Here is a 24,195-nt window from a genome sequence, read left to right as displayed (position 1 = left end):
CTGGAGATTATTGTGTCCAAACTATTGAAAGCCCTTGTGACCACCCTTGCGCTGACCATGCCCGTCATGGCCATGGCCCAGGGCAGGATCGCCGTGGTCAACTTGCAGGAGGCCATCCTGCAGACCGACCTGGCGCAGAAGCGCCTGGAGGAGGTCTACAACCAGGACGATTTCAAGGCAGACAAGGCTGAATTCGACCAGTTGAAGAAAGAGCTCGACGACCTGGTGAAGAAGTTCCAGAAGGACTCCGCGGTCATGAGCCAGGACCAGCAGGCCGGCATGCGCCAGAAACTGGCCAGCAAGCAGAGCGACCTGGAGCACGTTGCCGGCAAGCTCAAGCAGGCCGAAGCAGCCGCCGGACAGGCGCTGCTGCAGGAAATGTCACCGAAAGTCCAGGACGTGCTGCGCGACCTGATCGCCTCTGAAGGTATCGGCCTGCTGATGCGCCAGGAAGCGGTGATCCACGCCGATGCCGGCTACAGCATCACGGCCAAGGTGACCGACAAACTGAACCAGCTCACCGCCGGGAAGTAATCTCCCCGTGATCACGCTCGGGGAACTGGCCAGTCGTTTCAGCCTGCAGCTGAAAGGTGACGCGACGCGCCAGGTCTCCGGCCTCGCCACGCTGGCGGAGGCCGGCGCCGGTCAGGTTTCTTTCCTCTCCAACCGCAAGTATCTTGCGGACCTGGCGGATACCCGGGCTGCCGCAGTCATCCTGCAGCCGGAATTTGTCGCCGAGTGCCCGGTGGACAGCCTTGCCACCGCCAACCCCTACCTGGTATTCGCTCGCTTGACCGAGCTGTTCGATCGCACACCCCGGCCACTTGCCGGCATCCACCCCAGTGCCGTCGTGGCCGCCGATGCGGAGCTCGCGCCGGGCGTCAGTATCGGACCGCACGCGGTGATCGAAGCGGGTGCCAGGATCGGCCGCGATGCGGTGATCGGAGCCCAGTGTTTCGTCGGCGCCGGCAGCCGTGTCGGCGGCGGCAGCCGTTTATACCCCGGTGTGCTGCTCTACCATGACGTCTGGCTGGGAGAGCGCTGTACTGTCCATGGGCAGACGGTACTGGGCGCAGATGGCTTCGGGTTTGCGGCCGGTCCCGACGGCTGGGTAAAGATTCACCAGTTGGGCGGGGTGCGGATCGGCGATGACGTGGAGATCGGCGCCTGTACCACTATCGATCGCGGCGCGCTGGACCACACGGTCATCAGTGACGGTGTCATCATCGATAACCAGGTGATGATTGCACACAACTGTCGCATCGGAAAAAATACCGCGATAGCCGGTTGCGTCGGTTTGGCGGGAAGCACGATTATAGGTGCGAACTGTACGCTTGCCGGTGGTGTCGGTGTGGTCGGCCATGTAGAAATCTGCGATGGTGTACACGTCACAGGGATGACCATGGTGACGCGCTCGATCACTGAACCCGGGTCCTATTCTTCGGGCACCCCGATGGACACAACGCGGCAGTGGCGCAGAAACGCCGTCCGCTTTGCGCAGCTCGATCGCATCCACCAGCGTCTCGCCGCGGTCGAGAAGCCCGGCGAAAAAAACCGTTAACCCGCTCCGGTAAAAGGAATCACGCTCCCCATGATGGAAACCAATGAGATTCGCACCTACCTTCCCCACCGCTATCCTTTCCTGCTGGTGGACCGCGTAGTGGAGCTTAACCTGGGCGAATCCATCGTCGCCTACAAGAACCTCACCATCAACGAGGAGTTTTTCAACGGCCACTTCCCGGAGAAAGCCGTATTTCCCGGCGTGCTGCTGGTCGAAGCCATGGCCCAGGCGGCCGGCATCCTCGGTTTCAAGTCGGTAGGCAAAACCCCTGCGGACGGCTCCATGTACTATTTCGTCGGCGCGGACAACCTGCGCTTCAAGCGCCCCTGCATCCCGGGAGACCGGATCATGCTGCGCGCCTCTATCGTGTCCGAGCGCCGCGGTATCTGGAAATTTGACGTCAGTTCCGACGTGGACGGCGAACTGGCGGCTTCGGCTACGATTCTTTGCGCCGATAGATGATCCACGAAACCGCTATCATCGACCCGGGTGCCCGCCTCGCGGCGGACGTCCAGGTCGGGCCGTGGTCGTTGGTGGGGTCGGGCGTGGAAATCGGTCCGGGCACCATTATCGAACCACACGTGATTGTCCGGGGTCCGACGACCATCGGGGCCAACAACCACATCTACCAGTTTTCCAGTATCGGCGAAGCCACACCGGACCTGAAGTACCACAACGAGCCCACCCGCCTGGTGATCGGCGACAACAACATCATCCGCGAGAACGTGACCATTCACCGCGGCACGGTGCAGGATCGCAGCGAAACCACCATTGGCAACAACAACCTGATCATGGCTTACGTGCATATCGGCCATGACAGCGTGGTGGGCAACCACACGATCCTGGTGAATAACGTCGCACTGGCGGGGCATGTGCAGGTCGGTGACTGGGCCATCCTCTCCGGCTACACCCTGGTTCACCAGTTCTGCAAGATCGGGCCGCACAGTTTCAGCGGCATGGCGACGGGAATCGGCAAGGACGTACCTGCGTTCGTGACGGTCAGCGGCCAACCGGCGGAAGCCAAGACCATCAATGTCGAGGGCTTGCGGCGGCGCGGCTTTTCCAACGAGACCATCAGCCAGCTGCGCCGGGCCTTCAAGATTGTCTACCGCCAGGGGCTCACCCTGGACGTGGCCATGCAGCGACTGGAGACCATGCTGCGCGAGACGCCGGAAGTGAGAATCCTGATCGACTCCATACGCGCCTCGGAGCGCGGTATCGTCCGCTAGTCCCGGTGCGTATCGGCGTACTCGCGGGCGAAGCCTCCGGTGATATCCTCGGCGCCCGCCTGCTCGCGGCGCTGCGGCAGCACTACCCGCAACTCACTGTAGAAGGTATCGGCGGTCCCCTGATGGCCGAGCAGGGGCTGCAGAGCATGTTCCCGATGGACCGCCTCTCGGTCATGGGCTTCACCGAGCCGCTCAAGCGCCTGCCGGAACTGCTGCGGATTCGCGGCGCCGTCTACCGCCATTTCCGCGATGCCCCTCCGGACCTGTTCATCGGCATCGACTCCCCCGATTTCAACCTGCGCCTGGAGCGCAAGCTGCGCGCATCCGGGGTGCGTACGGCCCACCTGGTCAGTCCCTCGGTATGGGCCTGGCGCCAGGGGCGGATCAGGGGTATCAAGCGCTCGGTGGATCACATGCTCTGCCTGTTTCCCTTCGAGACCGGGATCTATCGCGACAACGACATTCCCGTGAGTTTTGTCGGCCATCCGCTGGCGGACGAAATTCCGGACCGGGTGAACCAGGCGGAGGCCCGGGAAACGTTGGGCCTGCAGCCCAGGGGGCGCTTGCTGGCGTTACTGCCCGGCAGCCGTGGAGGGGAGGTCCAGCTGTTGACACCCCTGTTTCTCCAGGCGGCCAGCCTGTTGCTGCAGCGCGACCCGGCGCTCTCCTTTGTCATCCCCACCGCCAGCAATGCGCGGGCTGCACAGGTTCGCGCACAACTGCAGCTTTTCCCGGAGCTGCCGGTGACGCTCGTGGATGGTCGTTCCCGCGAGGTGATGGCGGCGGCTGACGCGGTATTGCTCGCCTCCGGCACGGCGACCCTGGAGGCCTGCCTGCTGAAGCGGCCGATGGTCGTCGCCTATCGCCTGTCGCCCCTGACCTGGGCGCTGGTATCGCGTCTGGTCAGGACCGAGTTCGCGGCGCTGCCCAATGTGCTTGCGGGAACGCGGCTGGTGCCCGAACTGATCCAGGACCAGGCGACCCCGGAGAACCTGGTGCAGAGTGTGTGGGAAGTGTTGTCGCAGGCTGCGGTCCGCGAGCGACAGGTGGCGGGCTTTGACGCGATTCACCAGCGCTTGCGCTGCGATTTTGCCGCCACCAGCGCGGCCGCGGTAAGGCAGCTGCTGCAGGCGCACCCGCGGTGAAGGACCTGTTCGAACCGAGCTGGGAGGGCGCCGACATCGCCGGGGTCGACGAGGTCGGGCGCGGCCCGCTGGCCGGGGACGTGGTGGCCGCCGCGGTGATCCTCGACCCGGCACGGCCGATAGCCGGACTGCGGGATTCGAAGAAGCTGACAGCCGCGCGCCGCGAGACGCTGGCCGAGGAGATTCGCGCCCGTGCCCTGGGCTGGTGTGTGGCCCGCGCCTCGGTGGCGGAAATCGATGAGCTGAACATCCTGCAGGCCTCCCTGCTGGCCATGCACCGGGCGGTCGAGGGCCTGGTGCCGCAGCCGGGTTTCGTGCTGGTGGACGGCAACCGACTGCCGCGCTGGCCCTACCGGGCGGAACCCGTGGTCAAAGGCGACGACCGGGTGCCGGCGATCGCCGCGGCATCCATCCTGGCGAAGGTCCAGCGCGACGCGGAGCTGGTCGAGCTGGAAGCGCTTTACCCCGGCTATGGTTTCGCCGCCCACAAGGGCTATCCCACCGCGGTCCACCTGGCCGCCCTGCGCGAACTGGGCGTGACCCCGGCGCACCGGCGCAGTTTTGCCCCGGTGCGGGCGCTTCTTTCAGGGCAGGACTGAGCCCGCCCGCAACGCGGGATCAGTCGATCAGTTCGAACAGCTTGACGACGCGCTGCACGCCGGAGAGCTGGGCGGCCTGTTCGGCGACGCGGTCAACCTCGGCGCTGGTCGCCAGGCCCATCAGGTAGACGACGCCGTTTTCAGTCACCACCTTCACCCGGTAGCCCTGGGTATTGGGGTTGGCGAGCAGGTAGGATTTCACCTTGGTGGTGATCCAGGTATCGGAGGTCCGGGTCATCGCCGAGCTGGGTGCGGCGATTTCCAGTTCGTTGTAGATCCGCCTTACGCCGCGGATCTGGCGCACGATTTCCGTCGCCTGGTTTTTCAGCTCCTGGCTCTGCACCTGGCCGGCCAGCAGCACATAGCCGTTATAGCTGACTGCAATCAGGTGGGCGCTGTCGAATTGCTCACTGGCGGCGTTGATATTGACCAGCGCCTTGGTCTCGATATTTTCGTCCTCTACCCAGCGCCCGAGCGTACGTTCTCCCTCGTCCTCCGGGATGGTGTCCTTGTTCACGCTGGCGAGCATGTTGCCGCAGCCTGTCAGGGTGAGCAGTGAAAGGGTGATAAGGGTGAAAAACAGGTTTTTCATTGAATGTCAGTCCTGGCTGTAACTTCCGAAAATTCCATACTCGATCAACTGGCTCAGCAGGTTCAGGCACATCACCTGTAATTCGATGATGCGCGAGCGGCTGTGCCCGTCCACTTCGATCAACACGTCCCCCGGGCCGAGCAGTTCCGGCAGGGCGCTGTCCGCGTCATTCGACAAGGCAACCAGCCGCATGTTCCGCTCCCGCGCCGCGGCGACCGCCTGCTCCAGGCTGGGATTGTTGCCGCCGCTGCTGATCACCAGCAGCACGTCGCCTTCCTGGGCCAGCGCGTGGATCTGGCGGCCATAGGCGTGGCCGGGGCCGCTGTCGCCGGTGATCGCACAGAGGGCGGCGCTGTCCGCGTTGAGGCAGATGGCCGGCAGCGGCGGGCGCTCCTGGTCGAGGCGGGAGAGCATGCCGGCCACGAACAGCTGGCCGAGGGCGGCGCCGGCACCGGCGCCGCAGCAGAGCAGTTTCCTGTCCTCGAGCAGGGACTGGCACACCAGGTCACTGCCACGGGTCAGTGGGCCGGCAATCTGGTCCACGCTCATGGCGATGTGTTCGATGGTGCCCTGAAAGCGCTCGGCGATGATCTCGTAGTAGTCCACTTTCGCCCCGGCGGGTCAGCTGGTGAAGGCGGCGCGTATCCAGTGTGGCTGCGCGTCCGGAACGGATTGTCGCGGGTCGAAGGCGATGACGTCAAATCGGCAGGGCATCCGGGCCAGTTGCGGGTGCTGCTGCAGGAACAACTGGGCGCTGCGCAGCAGGCGCCGCTGTTTGCGCTGGTCGACCGAGGCGGCGGCGGATACGAAGCGGGGATTGCTGCGGGCGCGTACCTCGACAAACACCAGGTGCTGCCGGTCGCGGGCGATCAGGTCGATTTCTCCACAGCGGCAGCGGAAGTTGCGGGCCAGGATGTGCAGCCCCCGGGCCTGCAGCCACTGCGCCGCGCGCACTTCGTAGTAGTCTCCTGAAGACACGGCGGCCCCCTGTCACTGCACAGGGGACCATTGTAGCTAGCGCGGCTTGAGGCGACCGCCATCAAATTCCGCCAGCGGCAGGTCGCGCTCGACCTGGTTGCTGGTATTGAGGCTGAGCAGGCCGGTGTTGCCGCGCAGCAGCGCAGCGGGCCCGGCATCCAGCTGGCTGAGCCGGGATTGCAGCAGGTAGGCATCGGCCCCCAGGGCATTGAGCCGCGGGTAGTCCTCGAGCCCTGCCTGGGTCAGCTGCCCGCGCAGGGAGGGGTCGCTGTCGAGCAGCCAGGGAATTTCCACCACGCGCACCCCGGTGAGGTCGCGGTCCCGGTTGTCCGGATGGCCGCTGTAGACGCCGGAGGGGGCGTAGACCGGCAGGCTGCCGGCATAGTAGAAAGCCAGCAGGGGCTTGAGCGCGCGGGCGTCCGCCGGTCCGGGGCTCAGCAGGATGACGGCGTCGATGTCCTGGCGACGGCGCGGGGTGAACTCGATGTTGGTCGCCAGCATTTCCCGCAGCCGGGTGCGGCGCGCTTCACTGGCGGCGATACCCAGACCCGCCTTGACGGATTCCGAATACTCCTCAGTGCCGCTGTAGGTGACCCGGTCGGCGATGCTGCCGCCGAGGGAGGCCCAGCGGTCCTGCAGGGTACTTTCGGCCTTGTCGCCCCATTCGCCGGCGGGGCGCAGTACGAGGATACGGCGGATACCTTCACCGAATGCGCGGTCCGCGAGGCAGCGCACCTCGTCCTCGGGGGCGAGGGCCAGCTGGAACAGGCTGGCCGATTCAGTCCGGGGGAAGCCGTCCACCCGGTTCAGTGCAATGATCGGCACCGGCCGGTCGATCAGGGCATCCAGTTCGGCGACCGACTCCTTGCGCAGCGGGCCGATGACCAGTTGCGCGCCGCTGGCTACCGCGTACTGGTAGGCCTCGATGGCGCCGGGATAGGTCTCGCTGTCGATAACGGTGAGGTGAGACGGGGCCGAGCCGAGCTCGCGCGCCTGGAAGTACCCGGCGAGGTAGCCGTCGCGGACCGCCTGCCCGGCGGCCGCCAGGCGCCCACTGAGTGGCAGGATCAGCGCCACGTGATCGATTCTCTGCCGGTTCTGCGCCAGTTCCTCCAAACCGCCGGGCAGCGGATGGGCCGCGCTGTGCGCGGGGTGTGCCGCCTCCCACTGCTGCAGGGCGCGACCGAGGTCGCGCTCGGGCTGCCGCGCCAGCAGAGCCAGTTCCAGCCAGCCCTGCCACTCGGGATCACTGGCGTGCGCCAGCGCGCTTTGCAGTTCGCTGTTGCGGCTGCGCTGCAGGTCGCGCCAGACAGCCTGTTTCAATTCAACCTTGTCGCCGCTGCCGGAAAACTGCAGCGCGGTCAGGCCCTGGCGGGCGGCTTCGAGGTAGTCCCCGGTCAGGTGCAGGAGGCGCTGGTGGAAGGCGTAGACCTTGTAGTCCAGTTCCGGCGGCAGGTTGGCCTGCTCCAGCCAGGCGAGCTGCTCCAGCGCGTCCGCCTCCTTGCCGCGAACGTGGGCAATACGGGCGCGGAAAAATGCCAGCTGCTGGCCATCGTAGGCATTCAGCGGGCTGCTCTCGAGCGGGCGCAGGGCGGTCTCGGCGTCCATCCAGTTGAGCCGCTGCAGTGCCTCCTCGGCGGCGGCGAATTCCGGTTCCCAGTCGCTGTCCGTTGCCACCGGCTCCGGCTCCACCCGCCAGGCCTGCGGCCGGGTGACTGTCGATACCGCTACGGTGGGTGTCTCGTCCACGGGGCGCGGGCCCCCGGCGCAGGCGCCCAGCAGGGCCAGCGCTGCTGTGCAAAGGAACCAACGGATACGACGAAAGGGCGGGGATGGGAGGGCTGTCATGCTATCCTGCGCGGGTTAATCGGGATTCAGTAGCAGTCGCTACTACGTTGCCTGAATTGGCGCGTCACTGCCAGCGTGACGGGTTGGCATTCGCCGGCCAGGCCGCGACTAGTATAAGGGGTAATCGTGGATTCGGGTCTTTACATTGTTGCAACGCCCATCGGCAATCTCGGTGATATTACCGGGCGGGCGGTGGAGGTGCTGTCCGGCGCGGACCTGATTGCCGCCGAGGACACCCGCCACAGCCGTCGCCTGCTGCAACACCTGGGTATTGAGGGCAGGCTGGTCGCCTACCACGAGCACAGCGACGCCGGCGCCCAGGCGCGATTGCTGGAGACTCTGTCCGGGGGCGGTAGTGTCGCGCTGGTATCCGATGCCGGGACACCGCTGATCTCCGACCCCGGTTACCCGCTGATCCGCGCGGCCCAGGAGCAGGGCGTAGCGGTCATTCCGGTACCCGGCGCCTGTGCCGCGATAGCGGCTCTCTCCGCCGGTGGACTGGCCACCGATCGCTTCCTGTTCGAGGGCTTCCTGCCGGCAAGGGCGGTGGCGCGGGAAAAGCGCCTGCAGGAACTGGCGGCCCAACCGCACACCCTGGTGTTCTACGAAGCGCCCCACCGGGTTCTCGAGACGGTGGTGGCGATGGCAGAAGTCTTCGGCGAGGACCGCGAAGCGGTGCTGGCGCGGGAACTCACCAAGGCCTTCGAGACCATCCACCGGGCGCCGCTGGGCGCGTTGCAGTCGTGGATCGCGGCGGATCCCAACCAGCAGCGGGGCGAGATCGTCCTGCTGGTGGCTGGTGCCAGCCAGCGGGAGGCGGAACTGGACGAAAGCACCGCGAGCCTGTTGCGCCGACTGGCGCAGGAGCTCCCGGCAAAGCGGGCCGCCGCGGTGGTCGCGGACTGGTCGGGCCTGCGCAAGAAAGCCCTGTACGAATTCCTGGTCGCCGAAAAAGAGCGTTGAGAACGCCGGGTACTGCTGCTACCCTTGCGCCCGAGCTGGTCAGGCGATCGCTTCCGGTGTTCCGCAAGGAGCTGCCGGGGGAGGAAAGTCCGGGCTCCACAGGGCAGGGTGCCAGGTAACGCCTGGGGGGCGCGAGCCTACGGAAAGTGCAACAGAAAGTATACCGCCCGGTTCGCCGGGTAAGGGTGAAATGGTGCGGTAAGAGCGCACCGCGTCACTGGCAACAGTGGCGGCGATGGTAAACCCCACCTGGAGCAAGACCAAATAGGAATCCGCATGCCGTGGCCCGCGGTGGGTTCGGGTAGGTCGCTACAGGCAACTGGTGACAGTTGTCGCAGATGAATGATCGTCCACGACAGAACCCGGCTTATCGACCGGCTCATTTGATACAGGCCCTCCGGTGGTGACACCGGGGGGCTTTTTCGTGTTTGGCATCAGTGCTGCTGTTTTGGCAGGTTTTTACGGCGTGACTTGCAGTGCGGCGGAAAGTGGCGGCCTGGCGACCGCTGCAACTGACGCGTCCACTGAACCAGGTCCGGAGAGCGCACCAGGCCGCGCCTGCACAGGGATGTGCGCTTTTTGGCGGTCCCGGCGCGGCCTGGTGCGCTCTCCGGGCCGGGCTAAAGCGCTCCCCGGATCAAGGCCCGAGACCCCCGGGATATCCAGTGACACCGGGGAATACTTTGGCCCCCAAAAAGGCTGGAAAGCTGGTTTATGGAGTTCCGCAGACGCCGTGTAACCGAAAACGACCCCGATACCGCCACGGTATATACCGAAAAGCACTTACCCCCCCACCGCTACATGAAAAAATAACCTGTAACTTAAAGTAAATCCTCAAGTGTCGAGTATAGGGGGCTGTTTTACTGCGTCTTTTACTGGCAAAAACCCTCAAAAATATCCCCAAAAATGCCCGTAACGGTCTGAATTTACAGCATTTTTTCTGATCGCCCCGTGTTGACGCGTCCCAGACACAAGCCTATAGTGCAAAAAAGTGGTGATAAGTGGATATATCTGTCTTTTTGTGGAGAGAAGATAGATACAGGTGGGGAGAACCGGCGTGTTTCGTGGGGTTCAACAGGTCAATATGGATGCGAAGGGGCGGCTGGCAATACCAGCGCGCCAGCGGGAGCGTCTGTTGAGCCAGTGTGAAGGCCACATCGTCGTCACCATCGATACCCAGGCCAAGTGCCTGGTCGTCTACCCCCTCCCCGAATGGGAGCGGATCGAGAAAGACATCCAGAACCTGCCCGCCCTCAACCAGGGCATCAAGCGCTTCCAGCGGCTGGTTCTCGGTTATGCCACGGATATCGAGCTGGACGGCAGCGGGCGCATGCTGCTGCCGCCGGCGCAGCGCGCTTACGCGGCGCTGGAAAAAGAGGTGATGCTGGTAGGGCAGGGCAACAAGCTGGAGATCTGGTCGCAGACGCTCTGGCAGGCCGAGCAGGAACAGGCGCTGGCCGATTCCGGCGCCGATGCGGCGCTGCCCGACGAATTACTGTCGCTGAAGCTGTAGGTGGCCGCCATGCACCAGACAGTACTGTTACAGGAAGCGGTGGACGCCCTGGTAACGGCGCCTTCCGGTATTTACGTGGACGGTACCTTTGGCCGCGGCGGGCACAGCCGAGCGGTATTGGCCAGTCTCGACGCCGATGGCCGCCTGCTGGCCACCGACAAGGACCCGGTAGCGCGCGACGTCGCCGAGTCCCTGGCCGCCGAGGACCCGCGGTTCAGCTTCTATCATGGCTCCTTCGCCGACCTTCCCCAGGTGATGCGCGAGCGCGGTATCGAGGCCGTAGACGGTATCCTGCTGGACCTCGGCGTATCCAGCCCGCAACTGGACGAGGCGGAGCGCGGTTTCAGCTTCCAGCACGATGGCCCCTTGGACATGCGTATGGATACCAGTCGCGGTGAAACCGCTGCCGAGTGGCTGGCGCACGCGCGCCAAGAAGATATCGCGGAAGTACTCAAGGAGTACGGCGAGGAGCGCTTTGCCCGCCGTATCGCCGCGGCGATCGTCGAGCGGCGTGAGGAACGGCCAATTACCACCACCGGGGATCTGGCGAAACTGGTCAGCGAGGCCAACCCCAAGTGGGAAAAGCACAAGCATCCCGCTACCCGCGCCTTCCAGGCGATCCGCATCAAGGTCAATCGCGAGCTCGAGGACCTGCGGGACCTGCTGGCCGTGGCCCTGGACCTGCTGCGTCCGGGCGGCCGCCTGGTGGTGATCAGCTTCCATTCCCTGGAGGATCGTATCGTCAAGCGTTACATGCGCGACATGGCGCGTGGCGAACAGTTGCCGCCGGGTGTGCCGGTACTGGACAGCGACCTCAACCGGCGCATGAAGCTGGTCGGCAAGGCGCTGCGAGCATCCGACGCGGAAGTGGGGTCTAACGTACGCGCCCGCAGTGCCATCATGCGGGTGGCGGAGAAGCTGCCATGACCGCCCGCCTCGCCGGAACAACCATGCCTACCGCAACTCTGGGCGCGCCCGCGCCGGGCCGCCGGCTGCTGTGGCTCAATCTCGCCACCCTGGTGCTGGTGGTGGCGTCCGCGTTTGGCGTGATACATACCACCCACGCCTGCCGGGCGCTCTACGCCGAGCTCCAGGTACTGGAGGCGCGGCAGTGGCACCTGCAGGAAGAATACGGCCGGCTGGTATTGGAAGAGAGCGTGTGGGCCTCGCACCAGCGGGTGGAAAAGGTCGCGCGCAGCGAACTGCACATGGTCGAGCCGGACCTCTCCAGCTACCGGGTGGTGGCGCCGTGAGGCCGCGGCGGCAGCAAACAGTGAAGCCCGCAGGCGCCGGCATGTGGCGCCTCTACGTCGTCGTCGCCCTGCTGGTGTCGCTGCTGGCGCTGTTGGTGGGCCGTATCCTGTCCCTGCAGATCATCGATTCCGAGCACGGCTACAGCTTCCTGCAGGACCAGGGTGAGGCGCGGGCCCTGCGCAGCGCGGAGATTCCCGCCTACCGGGGGGTGATAACCGATCGCCGCGGGGAGCCGCTGGCGGTCAGTACGCCGGTGATTTCGATCTGGGCCGACCCGCGCCTGCTTGCGGGCTCCGAGCAGCTGCCGCGGCTGGCGCAGGCGCTGGAGTTGCCCCTGGCGGAACTGCAGGCGAAGCTGGCGCGCTACGAGGGCAAGCGTTTCATGTACCTGGTGCGGCACCAGTCGCCGGCCAAGGCGCGCGAGGTGCTGGGCAAGGGCTTCAGCGGTGTTTACGGGGAGCGCGAATACCAGCGTTTCTATCCCGCCGGCGCTGCTGCCGCGCAACTGGTGGGCTTTACCAACCTCGATGGCCAGGGCATTGCCGGAATCGAGATGGAGTACAACGACTGGTTGATGGGCAAGCCCGGCCGCAAGCGCTATATCAAGGACTTGCAGGGCAACATGGTGCGCGATATCGGCGTCGTCGAGCCCGCGCAGCCCGGCAAGGACCTGCGCCTGTCCATCGACCTGCGCCTGCAGACCCTGCAGTTCCAGGAGTTGCGCAAGGCTGTGATGGCCAGCGGTGCGGAGTCCGGCAGTGTGGTGACCCTGGATGCCGCCACCGGGGAAGTGCTGGCGATTACCAACTACCCCGCCGGCAACCCCAACAACCGCAAGGAACTGCTGCCCGAGTTCATGCGCAACCGGGCGATCACCGATACCTACGAGCCCGGTTCCACCATGAAATCCCTGACTATGGTGGCGGCACTGGAAAGCGGCCACTACACCCCGGAAACCGTTATCGATACTTCCCCCGGCTACATTCGCGTGGGCCCGAAAACCTACCGCGACCCGCGCAATTACGGCGAGGCGACGCTGACCCGCATCCTGCAGAAATCCAGCCAGGTGGGCGTGACCAAGATCGCCGAGGACCTCGGCCACGAACCCATCCGCGAGGTCTTTCACCGCTTCGGTATCGGCGAACCGATGAACACCGGTTTCCCCGGCGAAAGCAACGGCCTGCTCCCCGACCGCAAGCGCTGGTACGCGACCGACAAGGTTTCGCTGGCCTTCGGCTACGGCATCAACACCACCCCGCTGCAACTCGCGCGGGCCTACAGCGCCTTTGCCAGCGACGGCATCCTGCGTCCGGTTACCTTACTGGCGCAGGAGGGTGGGGCGGAGCCGGGCAAACGGGTGCTGTCGCCCCGGCTGGCCCATGAAATCCGCGGCATGCTGCGGGCGGTTACCGAGGACGATGCCACCGGGCGCCGCGCCCGGGTGCCCGGCTTCGTGGTGGGCGGCAAGACCGGCACCGTGCACAAAATCGGTCCCCAGGGCTATCTCGACGACGAGTATGTGGCCCTGTTTGCCGGGGTGGCGCCAGTTGACCAGCCGCGGGTGGTTTCCGTGGTGGTGATCAACGGGCCGAAAGGTGAAGAACACGGCGGCGGCTCGGCCGCGGCGCCGGTATTCTCTGCGGTGACCCGCGGCGCCCTGCGCCTGCTGGGTGTCACGCCGACCGAATTCCCCGAGGAAGTTGCCGCGGTGAAAGCCCGCCCGGGAGGTGCCGCATGAGCATGTCCCTGGCCCAGGTATTGGCCATGCCGGCTTGCAGCGGCGCGGACACCCCGATCCGCGGGTTGCAGCTCGACAGTCGCAAGGTGGTGCCCGGCGACCTGTTCCTTGCCATGCCCGGAGAATTGCACGACGGCCGCCAGTTCATTGAACAGGCGGTCGCCAGTGGCGCCGCCGCGGTGGCGGCGGAACCGCCAGTGGAGGGATTTGTCGACGCCCTGTCCGTACCCCTGGTGGAGGTGCCGGACCTGCGCGACGAAACCGGTTTTATCGCCGCGCGCTTCTATCGCCAGCCGGGCGCCCAGCTGCACATGGTGGGGATTACCGGCACCAACGGTAAAACCACGGTCAGCCGGCTGGCGGCACAGCTGTTCCGCGCCTGCGGCAGCGCCTGTGGGGTGATTGGCACTCTGGGGGCGAGTCTCGCCGAGGACGTCGCCCAGGGCGGCAATACCACTCCGGACGCGGTGTCCCTGCAGGCGCTGCTGGCCGAGTGGCGCGACGCCGGGATTCCCGCGGTATGCATGGAGGTGTCTTCCCACGCGCTGGTGCAGGGGCGGGTCAACGGCGTGCCCTACCACACCGCGGTGTTCACCAACCTGTCCCACGATCATCTCGATTACCACGGGGATATGGAGTCCTACGGCCGCGCCAAGCTGTCGCTGTTCACCGTGGAAGGACTGCGCCGGGCGGTGCTCAATCTCGACGACCCGTTTACCCGGCGTATCCTGCAGGTGATCGATCCCGCGGTGGAAGTCATCACGTACTCCATGCGCGATCCCGCTGCCGACGTCTTCGTGGAGCGCGCGGAATTTTCCACCCTCGGTGTCCGGGGCGTCCTGCGCACGCCCTGGGGCAGTGGCGCGTTCTCGGCGCCGCTACACGGGGATTTCAACCTGCTGAACCTCGCCGCGGCCGTGAGTGCCGCTGTGCTAGCCGGCCTCAGCCTGGAGTCGGTACTGGCCGCGACCTCCGGCCTGGCGGCGGCGCCGGGTCGTATGCAGTCACTGCCGAATAGCCTGGGTTTACGGGTGATCGTCGATTATGCCCATACCCCGGACGCGCTGGAGCAGGTGCTGCAGTCGCTCAGGCCCCATGTCAGCGGGGCGCTGGTCGTGGTGTTCGGCTGTGGTGGTGATCGCGACCGCCAGAAGCGCCAGATCATGGGCCGGGTGGCCTGCCAGTTGGCCGATCGGGTGGTCCTGACCAGCGACAACCCCCGGGGCGAGGAGCCGCTGGCTATCATCGCCGACATCGAGACCGGCTGCAGTGGCGACTACGCCGTGGAAGCAGACCGCAGCGGCGCCATCCATCGGGCCATCGCCGAGGCGAGCTCCGGCGATTGCGTGGTGATCGCCGGCAAGGGCCACGAGAACTACCAGATCATCGGCGCCGAGCGCCTGCCCTTCAGCGATAAAGCGGTCGCGCTGCAGGCCCTGCAGGGGAGGGCGCGGACATGATGCGCGCCATGCGCCTGGGCGAACTGGCGGGGCCGTTGCAGGGATCCGTGCTGGGGGAGGACGTCGCCTTCGATGACGTCTTTACCGATAGCCGCAAACCGCTGCAGGGCGGCCTGTTCGTCGCCCTCAGGGGCGAGAACTTCGACGGCCACGATTACCTGGAACAGGTTGCCGGGGCGGGGGCCGCGGCGGCACTGGTGAGCGAGGCCGGCAGCTGCGCGCTGCCCTGCCTGCAGGTCGCCGACACCCTGCGGGGGCTCGGCGACCTGGGCGCCTACAACCGCGCGCTCTATCGGGGACCGCTGGTAGCGATCACCGGCAGCGCCGGAAAAACCACCGCCAAGAACTTGATCCACGCAGTGTTGTCACAGCGCGGCAACACACTTGCCACCGGGGGCAACCTGAACAACGAAATCGGAGTACCGCTGACCCTGCTGCGCCTGCAGCCCGACCACGCCTTCGCGGTAGTGGAGATGGGGGCGGCGAAACGCGGCGATATCGCCTATCTCTGCGCACTGGGACGTCCCACGGTGTCTGTCCTGCTCAACGCCATGCCGGCACATCTCGAGGGCTTCGGCAGCCTCGAGGGCGTGGCGCAAACCAAGGGCGAGATTTTCGACGGCCTCGGCGCGGGGGATACGGCGGTGATCAACGCCGACCAGCCCTGGGCGGCACAGTGGCGGCAGCGCGCCGGTTCAGCACGAATCATCGACTTTTCCCTCGAGGGAAATGCAACAGTTTGCGCCAGGGGCGTGAAAGCCGGGGGACTGGCGGGTTGCAGCTTCACCGCGGTAACCGGGGCCTCGGAGTTCCCGGTGCGGCTGCAACTCGCTGGCCGGCACAATGTGGCCAATGCGCTGGCGGCGATCGCCGTGGGTCTTGCCTGCGGGCTCGAACCGGAAGAAATCAGCGCTGGCCTCACTTCAGTCGCCCCCACCGCGGGGCGACTTTCCAGTCATCGGGCGGCGAGTGGCGCGGTGGTGGTCGACGACTGCTACAACGCCAATCCCGCCTCGGTCCACGCTGCCATCGACCTGCTCGCCACTGGCGAAGGCCGGCGCACGCTGGTGATGGGCGCGATGCGCGAACTGGGTGAAGCCAGCGCGCAGATGCACCGGGAACTGGGGGAGTACGCCGCAACCGCCGGGCTCGACGGGTTCTGGGGTGTGGGCGACGAATTGCGCGAAGCGGTCGCGGCCTTCGGTGACGGCGGGCGCTGGTTCGCCGATTGCGCGTCTGCCGCGGCGGCTGCCCTGGACGAGTTTACGGAGGGCGACACCATCCTGATCAAGGGTTCACGGGGCGCGCGCATGGAGCGCGTCCTCCAGGCATTAATCCCGGCAGCGGGCGGAGGAAATCACTGATGCTGCTTATGCTGGCCGAGTACCTGGGCCAATATGAAAGTGCTTTCCTGGTTTTCCAGTACCTTACCCTGCGCGGCATTCTGGCCACGGGAACCGCGCTGGCGATCTCCCTGCTGGTGGGTCCATGGATGATCCGTCGCCTGAGCTATCACCAGGTCGGCCAGGCGGTGCGCGACGACGGCCCGCAAAGCCACCTCAGCAAGGCGGGCACCCCGACCATGGGGGGCGCGCTCATTCTCGTCGCTATCGCGATTGCGACGGTGCTGTGGGCGGACCTGCGCAACACCTACGTGTGGATTGCCCTGCTGGTCACCGCCGCCTTTGGCGCGGTCGGCTGGGTCGACGACTACCGCAAGGTGGTGGAAAAGAATCCGCGGGGCCTGCCGGCGCGCTGGAAATACCTGTGGCAGTCCGTCGCCGGCCTGGCCGCTGCCTGTTACCTGTACTTCGCTATCGATACTCCGGTGACCACGGAACTTTACGTGCCGTTCTTCAAGGACGTGTCGATTGCGATGGGCGTCCTGTTCATCCCCTTCGCCTACTTCGTGATCGTCGGTTCCAGCAACGCGGTGAACCTGACCGACGGCCTGGACGGGCTGGCGATCCTGCCCACCGTGATGGTGGGGGGCGCGCTCGGTATTTTCGCCTACCTCACCGGGCACGTGGACTTCGCCCACTACCTGCACATTCCCTACGTAGCGGGCGCCGGTGAGCTCGCGGTGTTCTGCTGCGCCATCGCCGGGGCGGGCCTCGGTTTTCTCTGGTTCAACACCTATCCCGCGCAGGTCTTCATGGGCGATGTGGGCGCACTGGCGCTCGGCGCGGCGCTGGGCACAGTGGCGGTGATTACCCGCCACGAGATTGTGCTGTTCATCATGGGCGGCATTTTTGTGCTGGAGACGGTGTCGGTCATCCTGCAGGTCGCATCCTTCAAGCTGACCGGCAAGCGGATATTCCGCATGGCGCCGATCCATCACCACTACGAATTGAAAGGCTGGCCGGAGCCGCGGGTTATTGTGCGCTTCTGGATTATTACCGTCATGCTGGTCCTGTTCGGGCTGGCCACATTGAAATTGCGCTAGGCAGGGAGTTGCAGGCAACTGTGTCACAGGGCTTGATCGCAAGCAGTGAAAACCGCGTGGTGTTCGGACTCGGCGCTACGGGGCTGTCCTGCGCGCGCCATCTGCACGCGCGAGGCCTGCCCTTCGTGATCGTCGATACCCGGGAGCATCCGCCGGAGCTGGCGACCCTGCAGGCGGAAATGCCGGAAGTGCCGGTATACGCAGGGCAGTGGCCGGAAGACCTGCTCAGCGGGGCATCGGAACTCGTGGTTAGCCCGGGCATAGCCCTGGATTCACCGTCCGTGGCGGCCGCCCGGGATGCCGGTGTGCAGGTGCTCGGTGATATCGACCTGTTCATGCGCGAGGCGGCGGCGCCGGTGATAGGTATCACCGGCTCCAATGCCAAATCCACCGTGACGGAACTGGTGGGGCGGATGGCCGTTGCCGCAGGGCTGAACGCCGGTGTCGGTGGCAACCTCGGCACGCCGGCGCTGGATTTACTCGATCCCGCGCGGGAGGTTTACGTGCTGGAGCTGTCCAGCTTCCAACTGGAGCGCGCCGGGAAACTGAACCTCGCGGTGGCGACGGTGCTCAACGTCAGTGCGGACCACCTGGACCGCCACGGCAGCATGCCTCGCTACCACCAGGCCAAGCACCGGATATTCCAGGGCTGCGGCAAGGCCGTGGTGCATCGCGGCGACCCCCTGACGGTCCCGCCCCAGGTCGAGGGCATGGAGATTATCGAGTGGTCGCTGGGCGAACCGGACCTCAAGGGCTTCGGTCTGCGCAACAGCGAGGGTATTGAATACATTGCCCACGGCTTCGAACTCCTGATGCCGGCGCAGGATATCGGCCTGGCCGGCCGTCACAACCTCGGCAACGCCCTCGCCGCGCTGGCGATAGGCCACGCCGCGGGATTCCCTGCGCCCGCCATGCTGCAGGCACTGCGGGAGTTCGGCGGCCTGCCGCATCGCTGCCAGCCGGTGGCGGAGATCCGTGGGGTTCGCTACGTCAACGATTCCAAGGGCACCAATGTCGGCGCCACCATCGCCGCACTCGCCGGCCTCGGTGGCGAGGGCAATGTGGTGCTGATCGCCGGCGGCCAGGGCAAGGGGGCGGATTTCCGCGAATTGCGCCCGGCGGTGCAGCGTCACTGCCGCCACCTGCTGGTGATGGGCGAGGACGCGGTCGCCATCGCCCTGGCACTGGACGATATCGTGCCCGTGGAGCGCGTCCGCGACATGCCCGAGGCGGTGCAACGCGCCGCAGTGCTGGCCCGGGCCGGTGATACGGTACTGCTGTCCCCGGCCTGCGCCAGCTTCGACATGTTCCGCGGTTATGCGGCCCGCGGTGACGCCTTTGTGGCCGCGGTCAACGTACTGGGAGGTGGGGCATGAACCGCGCTGCGGTAGCGGAACCCCGCCTGATGCCGGATGCAGGCCTGCTGTCGGCGGGCTTGGCTCTGCTGCTGGTGGGGCTGATCGCGATCAGTTCGGCGTCCATCGAGTACGCCGAGGTCAAGCACGGCAGCACCTGGTTCCACGCGACCCGGCACCTGATATACCTCGCCGTGGCCCTGCTGGCAGCGCTGGCGGTTTACCGGGTGCCCAGCGCGTTCTGGGAGGCCAGCGGCTGGGTCTGGCTGTTCCTCGCCCTCGTGCTGTTGATCCTGGTACTGATTCCCGGCGTCGGCCGCGAGGTCAACGGCAGCCAGCGCTGGCTGCCGCTGGGACCGTTCACTCTGCAGCCCTCGGAGTTTGCCAAGTTGGCGATGATCATCTATCTCGCCGGTTACATGGTGCGCCGCGAACACGAAGTGCGCCACGAGTGGCAGGGCTTCCTCAAGCCCATGGCCGTGCTGTTTGCCGCCACCCTGCTGCTGATGGTCGAACCGGATTTCGGCGCCACGGTCATCGTTGCCGGGAGTGCCTTCGGCATGCTGTTCCTCGCCGGCGTGAAGCTGGGACATTTCCTGCTGGTGCTGGCGGGAGCGCTGGGCGCACTGCTGGTGCTGGTGGTCAGCGAACCCTACCGGGTGGCGCGCCTCACCGCCTACACCGACCCCTGGGCGGACCCCTACAACACCGGCTTCCAGCTGACCCAGTCGCTGATCGCCTTTGGCCGCGGCGAATGGTTCGGCCTCGGCCTTGGCAACAGCATCCAGAAGCTGTTCTACCTGCCCGAGGCGCACACCGACTTCGTGTTTTCCATCTGGGCGGAGGAGACCGGGTTTATCGGCGTGGTGGCGCTGATCGCGCTCTACGTGGCGTTGATCGGCCGCGTGCTGTGGGTCGGCCGCGCCGCCAGTCTCGCCAATTACCCCTTCGGCGCTTACGTCTGCTATGGCGTGGCCCTGGTCTACTCGGGCCAGGCTTTCGTCAACATGGGGGTGAGCAGCGGCCTGCTGCCCACCAAGGGCCTGACCCTGCCGTTTGTCAGTTACGGCGGCACCAGCCTGATTGTCTGCTGCGTGATGCTGTCCATCGTAATGCGCATCGACCGCGAACTGCGTATGCAGGGAGGGCGCCCATGAGCGGCTCTTCCGCCAAACGCATCCTGATCATGGCCGGGGGCACCGGCGGTCACGTGTTTCCGGCGTTGGCCGTCGCCAGCGAATTGCGCCAGCGCGGTTACGCGGTGGACTGGGTGGGAACCCGGCGCGGCCTCGAGCAGCGGGTGGTACCCGCGGCGGGTATTCCCCTGCACCACCTGGTGGTGCGCGGAGTCCGCGGCAAGGGCCTGCTGGACCGCGTTCTCGGCCTGTGCATGCTGGGATTTTCCAGCCTGCAGGCCCTGTGGCTGGTGCTGCGCCTGCGGCCTGCGGCGGTGGTCGGTATGGGCGGCTACGTCGCCGGACCGGCGGGTCTCGCCGCCTGGCTGTGCCGCCGGCCGCTGGTCATCCACGAACAGAACGCCGTTGCCGGTACCACCAACCGCCTGCTTGCGCCCCTCGCGCGCAGGATCCTGGCGGGTTTTGCCGGCGCTTTCAGCGACGGCCGCGAGGTCACCGTGGTCGGCAACCCGGTGCGTTCGGACCTGCTTGCCGCCGCCCGCGAGGCCGGGTATGACTACCGCGGCCAGCGCCCCCTGCGCCTGCTGGTCCTCGGCGGCAGTCTCGGCGCCCAGCCGATCAACCAGGTGATACCCCCGGTGCTGCGCGCGCTGCGCGAGTCCGCCGAGGCCGATTTCGAGGTCTGGCACCAGACCGGCGAGGCGCACGCCGGCGCCGTGGCTGAAGAATATGCCCGATTGAAACTCGCTGACGTCAGGGTGGCGCCGTTTATCGAGGACATGGCTGCCGCCTACGCCTGGGCGGACCTGGTGATCTGTCGCGCCGGGGCATTGACCGTGGCGGAAATCGCCATCATGGGCCGACCCGCGATCCTGGTGCCGTTGCCCCACGCCATCGACGACCACCAGACCGCCAATGCGCGTGCCCTGGCTGACTGTGGCGGCGCCCTGCTGCTGCGCCAGCAGGAGATGACGGTGCAGTCGCTGACCAGCGCCCTGACTGCCTACACGAAATATCCCGAGCGCCTGCAGAACATGGCGCGTGCGGCCCATGCCGCTGCTGCGCCGGATGCCACGCTGAGTGTTGTCAACGTGGTGGAGGAACTTGCCCATGCTGCATGAGCGCAATGATTACGTAGTGCCGGAAATGCGCCGTATCCGCCGCATTCACATGATTGGCGTCGGTGGTTCCGGCATGAGCGGCATCGCCGAGGTGCTGGTCAACCTCGGCTACGAGGTCTCCGGTTCAGACCTGCGCGAAAGCGCGGTAACGCAGCGCCTGGTGGCGAAGGGCGTGGAAGTGTTTATCGGCCACCGCGCGGAAAATGTCGGCACCGCTGACGTGGTGGTGACCTCCAGCGCGGTCAAGGCCTCGAATCCGGAGGTGGCCTGCGCCCGGGAAAACCGCGTGCCGGTGGTGCCGCGGGCGGAAATGTTGGCGGAACTCATGCGTTACCGCCACGGTATCGCGGTCGCAGGGACCCACGGCAAGACGACCACTACCAGCCTGATCGCCTCGGTGTTCGGCGAGGCCGGTCTCGACCCTACGTTTGTCATCGGTGGCCTGGTCAACAGCGCCGGTACCAACGCGCAGCTCGGCGCCAGCCGTTTCCTGATCGCCGAGGCCGACGAGAGCGATGCCTCTTTCCTGCACCTGCAGCCGATGGTGACCGTGGTCACCAATATCGAAGCGGACCACATGGAAACCTACGGCGGCGACTTCGCCGTGCTGCGCCGCACCTACCTCGAATTCCTGCATAACCTGCCCTTTTACGGTGTAGCGGTGCTCTGTGTCGATGACCCGGTCATCCGCGAGCTGCAGGCCGAGGTCAGCCGCTACGTCATTACCTACGGTTTTTCCGAGGATGCGGACTACCGGATCACCGACCTGCAGCCGCAGGGTTTGCACACCGTGTTTACGGTGCAGCGTCCCTCCGGCGCGCCGCTGCAGGTCACCCTGGCCATGCCCGGACAGCACAATGTACTGAACGCCACCGCCGCGGTCGCGGTGGCCTGCGACGAGGGCCTGGAAGACGCGGCGATCCAGCGGGGGCTGGCGAATTTCGCCGGTGTCGGCAGGCGCTTTACCCACATGGGCGAACTGGTGCTGGCGCAGGGTAGCGCGCTGCTGGTGGACGACTATGGCCACCATCCCACCGAGGTGCGCGCGACCCTGGCCTCGGCGCGCCAGGCCTGGCCGGGACGGCGGGTGGTAATGGTCTACCAGCCGCACCGCTACAGCCGCACCCGCGACCTTTACGAGGATTTTGTCGCCGTGCTTTCCCAGTGCGACGTTCTGGTCCTGCTGGACGTCTACCCGGCGGGTGAAGAGCCCATTGCCGGGGCCGACGGCCGCAGCCTGGCGCGCAGCATTCGCCAGCGCGGCGAGCTGGAACCTATTTTTGCCGAGCGCGCCGAGGATGTGGCGAAGCTGCTGCGCGCGGTAGTGCGCGACGGCGACGTGGTGATTACCCAGGGCGCAGGCAATATCGGCGGCCTGTCGCGCGAGCTGTTGAATGTTGATTTTTCTCAGGAGATACGTACGTGAAGGTCGAAGCGTTGCGGGACAAGACCGTGGCCGTGTTGTTGGGCGGTACCTCCGCCGAGCGCGAGGTGTCGCTGCAAAGTGGTCGCACCGTGGCGGATGCGCTGGTCGCACTGGGGTACCGGATCTGCGAAATCGACCCCGCCAACAGCGACTGGATCGCCCGGTTGCGCGAGTGCGCCTTCGCCTTCAACGCCCTGCATGGCCCCGGCGGGGAGGACGGCACCATCCAGGGCGCCCTGCAGGCGCTGGGCATTCCCTACACCGGCTCCGGCGTGCTGGGCTCTGCGCTGGCCATGGACAAGCGCCGCACCAAACAGTTGTGGCTGGGTGCCGGGCTCTCCACCGCCGGGTTTGTCATGCTCGACGAGGATACCGACTGGCAGGCGGTGATCGACCGCTTCGGCAAGGTCTTTGTAAAACCGGCCTGTGAGGGCTCCAGTATCGGCATGGCGCCGGCCCACAGCGCGGAGGAACTCGAGGCCGCCTACGCCGGTGCTCGCAACTACAGCGGCGGTGTCCTGGCGGAGCAGTTTATCGACGGACCTGAATATACGGTCGGCATTCTCGGCGGCGCGGCGCTGCCCTCGATCCGGCTGGAGACCGACAACGTTTTCTACGACTACGAAGCGAAGTACATCTCCAACGACACCCGCTACCACTGCCCCAGCGGCCTCAGCGCCGAAGAGGAGACGGAGTTGGCGGCGCTGTCGGTGGCCGCCTTCGAATCACTGGGCTGTGCCGTGTGGGGCCGGGTGGATGCGATGCGCGATCGCGACGGGCGTTTCTACCTGCTGGAAGTCAATACGATACCGGGCATGACTTCCCACTCCCTGGTGCCGATGGCGGCGCGCAAGGTAGGGCTGGAAGTGCCCGCGCTGGTCGAGCGGATCCTGGAACTGAGCGTTGCGGGGTGGCGTTCATGACCAGTGCACTGCGCCTGCCCGCGAGACGGCGTGCCGAGCCGCCCCGCAGCGCGCGCAACGAGCGCAGTGACAAGGTCCGCTCCGGGACTGTGGCCCGGCAGGGGCGCGCCCCCCTGCAGGGGGCGACACGCAAAGCGGCCGGGAGCGAAAAAGGCGGCCCGTCGCGGTCGCGCTTCCGCTGGCTGGAACGGATCATGATCCTGCTCGGCGCCGGCGTGGTGCTGGCCGGTGCGCTGAAGGGCTGGATCGCGCTGGAAAGCCTGCCGGTGCAGCAGATCACGGTGACTGGCGAGCTGGAACACATCCGCACCAACGCGATTCGCGAGATGGTGGAGCCGCAGCTGGTGCACGGATTCATCGGTACCGACCTGGCGGAGCTGAGCCAGCAACTGGAGGCGCTGCCCTGGGTGTACACCGCCTCGGTGCGCAGGGTGTGGCCGAACTCGCTGGAGATCCATATCGACGAACAGCTGCCGATCGCCCGTTGGGGAGACAACGGCTTCCTCAATCACCAGGGACAGATTTTCCGTCCCAGCAACGCGGCGCGCTGGGAAAGCCTGCCTTTGCTGCAGGGACCGGACAGCGGCGCTCCCGCATTGATGCGGACTTACCAGCGCCTGGTCGACCTGCTGGCTCCACTGGGGCTGGGGGTGAAGGAACTGGTGGTGGATGAGCGCGGCGAAGTGGAGGCGCAGCTGCAGGGCGGCCAGCGCCTGCTGATCGGGGGACAGGATTTCCTGGAACGGATACAGCGCTTTGGCAGTGTTTACCGGGCGGAACTGGCGGAGCAGATGCCCCGGGTTGAGCGCATCGATTTGCGCTACGCACACGGTGTGGCGGTAGCGTTCGCGGCGCCGGTGGAAGAAGCAACAGAAACAGCAGCCGGCGACGCCGGCAACGTATAGGCC

At 66.1% G+C, this 24,195-nt stretch carries 24 protein-coding genes and 1 other RNA gene; 21 read left to right on the top strand and 4 right to left on the bottom strand.

Annotation, left to right across the window (positions count from 1 at the left end):
* The first annotated feature begins 12 nt into the window (after positions 1-12).
* Genes ACNKU3_RS11085 through rnhB form a run of 6 tightly spaced genes read left to right on the top strand, consistent with a single transcriptional unit; the run spans position 13 to position 4,534 of the window.
* Positions 13-534, top strand: a complete 522-nt coding sequence (locus ACNKU3_RS11085; protein WP_418259530.1) for an OmpH family outer membrane protein — start codon at positions 13-15, stop codon at positions 532-534.
* A 7-nt stretch (positions 535-541) separates the two neighbouring features.
* Entirely contained in the window at positions 542-1,561 is a 1,020-nt protein-coding gene (gene lpxD, locus ACNKU3_RS11080; RefSeq protein WP_418259529.1) for a UDP-3-O-(3-hydroxymyristoyl)glucosamine N-acyltransferase, read from the top strand.
* A gap of 30 nt (positions 1,562-1,591) precedes the next feature.
* Entirely contained in the window at positions 1,592-2,023 is a 432-nt protein-coding gene (gene fabZ / locus ACNKU3_RS11075; RefSeq protein WP_418259528.1) for a 3-hydroxyacyl-ACP dehydratase FabZ, read from the top strand.
* Entirely contained in the window at positions 2,020-2,790 is a 771-nt protein-coding gene (gene lpxA, locus ACNKU3_RS11070) for an acyl-ACP--UDP-N-acetylglucosamine O-acyltransferase (protein WP_418259527.1), read from the top strand. The genes fabZ and lpxA overlap by 4 nt, the downstream gene beginning before the upstream one ends.
* A 5-nt stretch (positions 2,791-2,795) precedes the next feature.
* Entirely contained in the window at positions 2,796-3,935 is a 1,140-nt protein-coding gene (gene lpxB, locus ACNKU3_RS11065) for a lipid-A-disaccharide synthase (protein WP_418259526.1), read from the top strand.
* Positions 3,932-4,534: a ribonuclease HII gene (gene rnhB / locus ACNKU3_RS11060; RefSeq protein WP_418259525.1), complete on the top strand. Its 603-nt coding sequence runs from the start codon at positions 3,932-3,934 to the stop codon at positions 4,532-4,534. Before lpxB ends, rnhB begins: the two co-directional genes overlap by 4 nt.
* A 19-nt stretch (positions 4,535-4,553) precedes the next feature.
* Here the strand turns inward: rnhB and ACNKU3_RS11055 are convergent, their stop codons facing one another.
* Genes ACNKU3_RS11055 through ACNKU3_RS11040 form a run of 4 tightly spaced genes read right to left on the bottom strand, consistent with a single transcriptional unit; the run spans position 4,554 to position 7,952 of the window.
* Positions 4,554-5,126 carry a BON domain-containing protein gene (locus ACNKU3_RS11055; protein ID WP_418259524.1) on the bottom strand — a complete coding sequence of 191 codons (573 nt, stop codon included), beginning with the start codon at positions 5,124-5,126 and terminating at the stop codon, positions 4,554-4,556.
* 6 nt (positions 5,127-5,132) lie between these two features.
* Positions 5,133-5,732: a D-sedoheptulose-7-phosphate isomerase gene (locus ACNKU3_RS11050; RefSeq protein WP_418259523.1), complete on the bottom strand. Its 600-nt coding sequence runs from the start codon at positions 5,730-5,732 to the stop codon at positions 5,133-5,135.
* A 15-nt stretch (positions 5,733-5,747) separates the two neighbouring features.
* The gene (locus tag ACNKU3_RS11045) at positions 5,748-6,104 is read right to left on the bottom strand and encodes a YraN family protein (protein ID WP_418259522.1); all 357 of its coding nucleotides are present in this window, start codon (positions 6,102-6,104) and stop codon (positions 5,748-5,750) included.
* A 36-nt stretch (positions 6,105-6,140) separates the two neighbouring features.
* The gene (locus ACNKU3_RS11040) at positions 6,141-7,952 is read right to left on the bottom strand and encodes a penicillin-binding protein activator (RefSeq protein ID WP_418259521.1); all 1,812 of its coding nucleotides are present in this window, start codon (positions 7,950-7,952) and stop codon (positions 6,141-6,143) included.
* A gap of 126 nt (positions 7,953-8,078) precedes the next feature.
* Here ACNKU3_RS11040 and rsmI point away from each other — a divergent pair, with 126 nt between their 5' ends.
* The 15 genes from rsmI (at position 8,079) to ACNKU3_RS10965 (ending at position 24,192) form a co-directional block, all read left to right on the top strand.
* Complete coding sequence (gene rsmI, locus ACNKU3_RS11035; protein ID WP_418259520.1) at positions 8,079-8,915, top strand: 16S rRNA (cytidine(1402)-2'-O)-methyltransferase; 837 nt, start codon at positions 8,079-8,081, stop codon at positions 8,913-8,915.
* A gap of 31 nt (positions 8,916-8,946) precedes the next feature.
* Positions 8,947-9,301: RNase P RNA component class A (gene rnpB / locus ACNKU3_RS11030), an RNA gene on the top strand.
* 671 nt (positions 9,302-9,972) lie between these two features.
* Complete coding sequence (mraZ, locus tag ACNKU3_RS11025) at positions 9,973-10,428, top strand: division/cell wall cluster transcriptional repressor MraZ (protein WP_418259519.1); 456 nt, start codon at positions 9,973-9,975, stop codon at positions 10,426-10,428.
* A 9-nt stretch (positions 10,429-10,437) separates the two neighbouring features.
* Positions 10,438-11,355, top strand: coding sequence for a 16S rRNA (cytosine(1402)-N(4))-methyltransferase RsmH (gene rsmH, locus ACNKU3_RS11020; RefSeq protein WP_418259518.1), 918 nt, complete (start codon positions 10,438-10,440; stop codon positions 11,353-11,355).
* Positions 11,356-11,378: 23 nt separating this feature from the next.
* Complete coding sequence (gene ftsL, locus ACNKU3_RS11015) at positions 11,379-11,681, top strand: cell division protein FtsL (RefSeq protein WP_418259517.1); 303 nt, start codon at positions 11,379-11,381, stop codon at positions 11,679-11,681.
* A 20-nt stretch (positions 11,682-11,701) separates the two neighbouring features.
* On the top strand, positions 11,702-13,420 hold the full coding sequence (locus ACNKU3_RS11010; RefSeq protein WP_418259516.1) for a peptidoglycan D,D-transpeptidase FtsI family protein: 1,719 nt from the start codon (positions 11,702-11,704) through the stop codon (positions 13,418-13,420).
* Entirely contained in the window at positions 13,417-14,880 is a 1,464-nt protein-coding gene (locus ACNKU3_RS11005; RefSeq protein ID WP_418259515.1) for a UDP-N-acetylmuramoyl-L-alanyl-D-glutamate--2,6-diaminopimelate ligase, read from the top strand. Before ACNKU3_RS11010 ends, ACNKU3_RS11005 begins: the two co-directional genes overlap by 4 nt.
* A complete protein-coding gene (locus ACNKU3_RS11000) occupies positions 14,877-16,244 on the top strand; it encodes a UDP-N-acetylmuramoyl-tripeptide--D-alanyl-D-alanine ligase (protein ID WP_418259514.1) in 1,368 nt (455 codons plus the stop codon). Before ACNKU3_RS11005 ends, ACNKU3_RS11000 begins: the two co-directional genes overlap by 4 nt.
* Positions 16,244-17,326, top strand: coding sequence for a phospho-N-acetylmuramoyl-pentapeptide-transferase (mraY, locus tag ACNKU3_RS10995; RefSeq protein WP_418259513.1), 1,083 nt, complete (start codon positions 16,244-16,246; stop codon positions 17,324-17,326). The genes ACNKU3_RS11000 and mraY overlap by 1 nt, the downstream gene beginning before the upstream one ends.
* A 20-nt stretch (positions 17,327-17,346) precedes the next feature.
* Positions 17,347-18,702, top strand: coding sequence for a UDP-N-acetylmuramoyl-L-alanine--D-glutamate ligase (gene murD / locus ACNKU3_RS10990; RefSeq protein WP_418259512.1), 1,356 nt, complete (start codon positions 17,347-17,349; stop codon positions 18,700-18,702).
* Positions 18,699-19,838, top strand: coding sequence for a putative lipid II flippase FtsW (gene ftsW, locus ACNKU3_RS10985; protein WP_418259511.1), 1,140 nt, complete (start codon positions 18,699-18,701; stop codon positions 19,836-19,838). The genes murD and ftsW overlap by 4 nt, the downstream gene beginning before the upstream one ends.
* Positions 19,835-20,938 carry an undecaprenyldiphospho-muramoylpentapeptide beta-N-acetylglucosaminyltransferase gene (murG, locus tag ACNKU3_RS10980; RefSeq protein WP_418259510.1) on the top strand — a complete coding sequence of 368 codons (1,104 nt, stop codon included), beginning with the start codon at positions 19,835-19,837 and terminating at the stop codon, positions 20,936-20,938. Before ftsW ends, murG begins: the two co-directional genes overlap by 4 nt.
* Entirely contained in the window at positions 20,931-22,364 is a 1,434-nt protein-coding gene (gene murC, locus ACNKU3_RS10975; RefSeq protein ID WP_418259993.1) for a UDP-N-acetylmuramate--L-alanine ligase, read from the top strand. The genes murG and murC overlap by 8 nt, the downstream gene beginning before the upstream one ends.
* Positions 22,361-23,287: a D-alanine--D-alanine ligase gene (locus tag ACNKU3_RS10970; protein WP_418259509.1), complete on the top strand. Its 927-nt coding sequence runs from the start codon at positions 22,361-22,363 to the stop codon at positions 23,285-23,287. Before murC ends, ACNKU3_RS10970 begins: the two co-directional genes overlap by 4 nt.
* Entirely contained in the window at positions 23,284-24,192 is a 909-nt protein-coding gene (locus ACNKU3_RS10965) for a cell division protein FtsQ/DivIB (RefSeq protein ID WP_418259508.1), read from the top strand. The genes ACNKU3_RS10970 and ACNKU3_RS10965 overlap by 4 nt, the downstream gene beginning before the upstream one ends.
* Positions 24,193-24,195 lie beyond the last annotated feature (3 nt).

The organism is Haliea sp. E17 (assembly GCF_048323675.1).
GTDB lineage: Bacteria > Pseudomonadota > Gammaproteobacteria > Pseudomonadales > Halieaceae > Mangrovimicrobium.
This window is presented reverse-complemented; position numbering and strand designations above follow the sequence as displayed.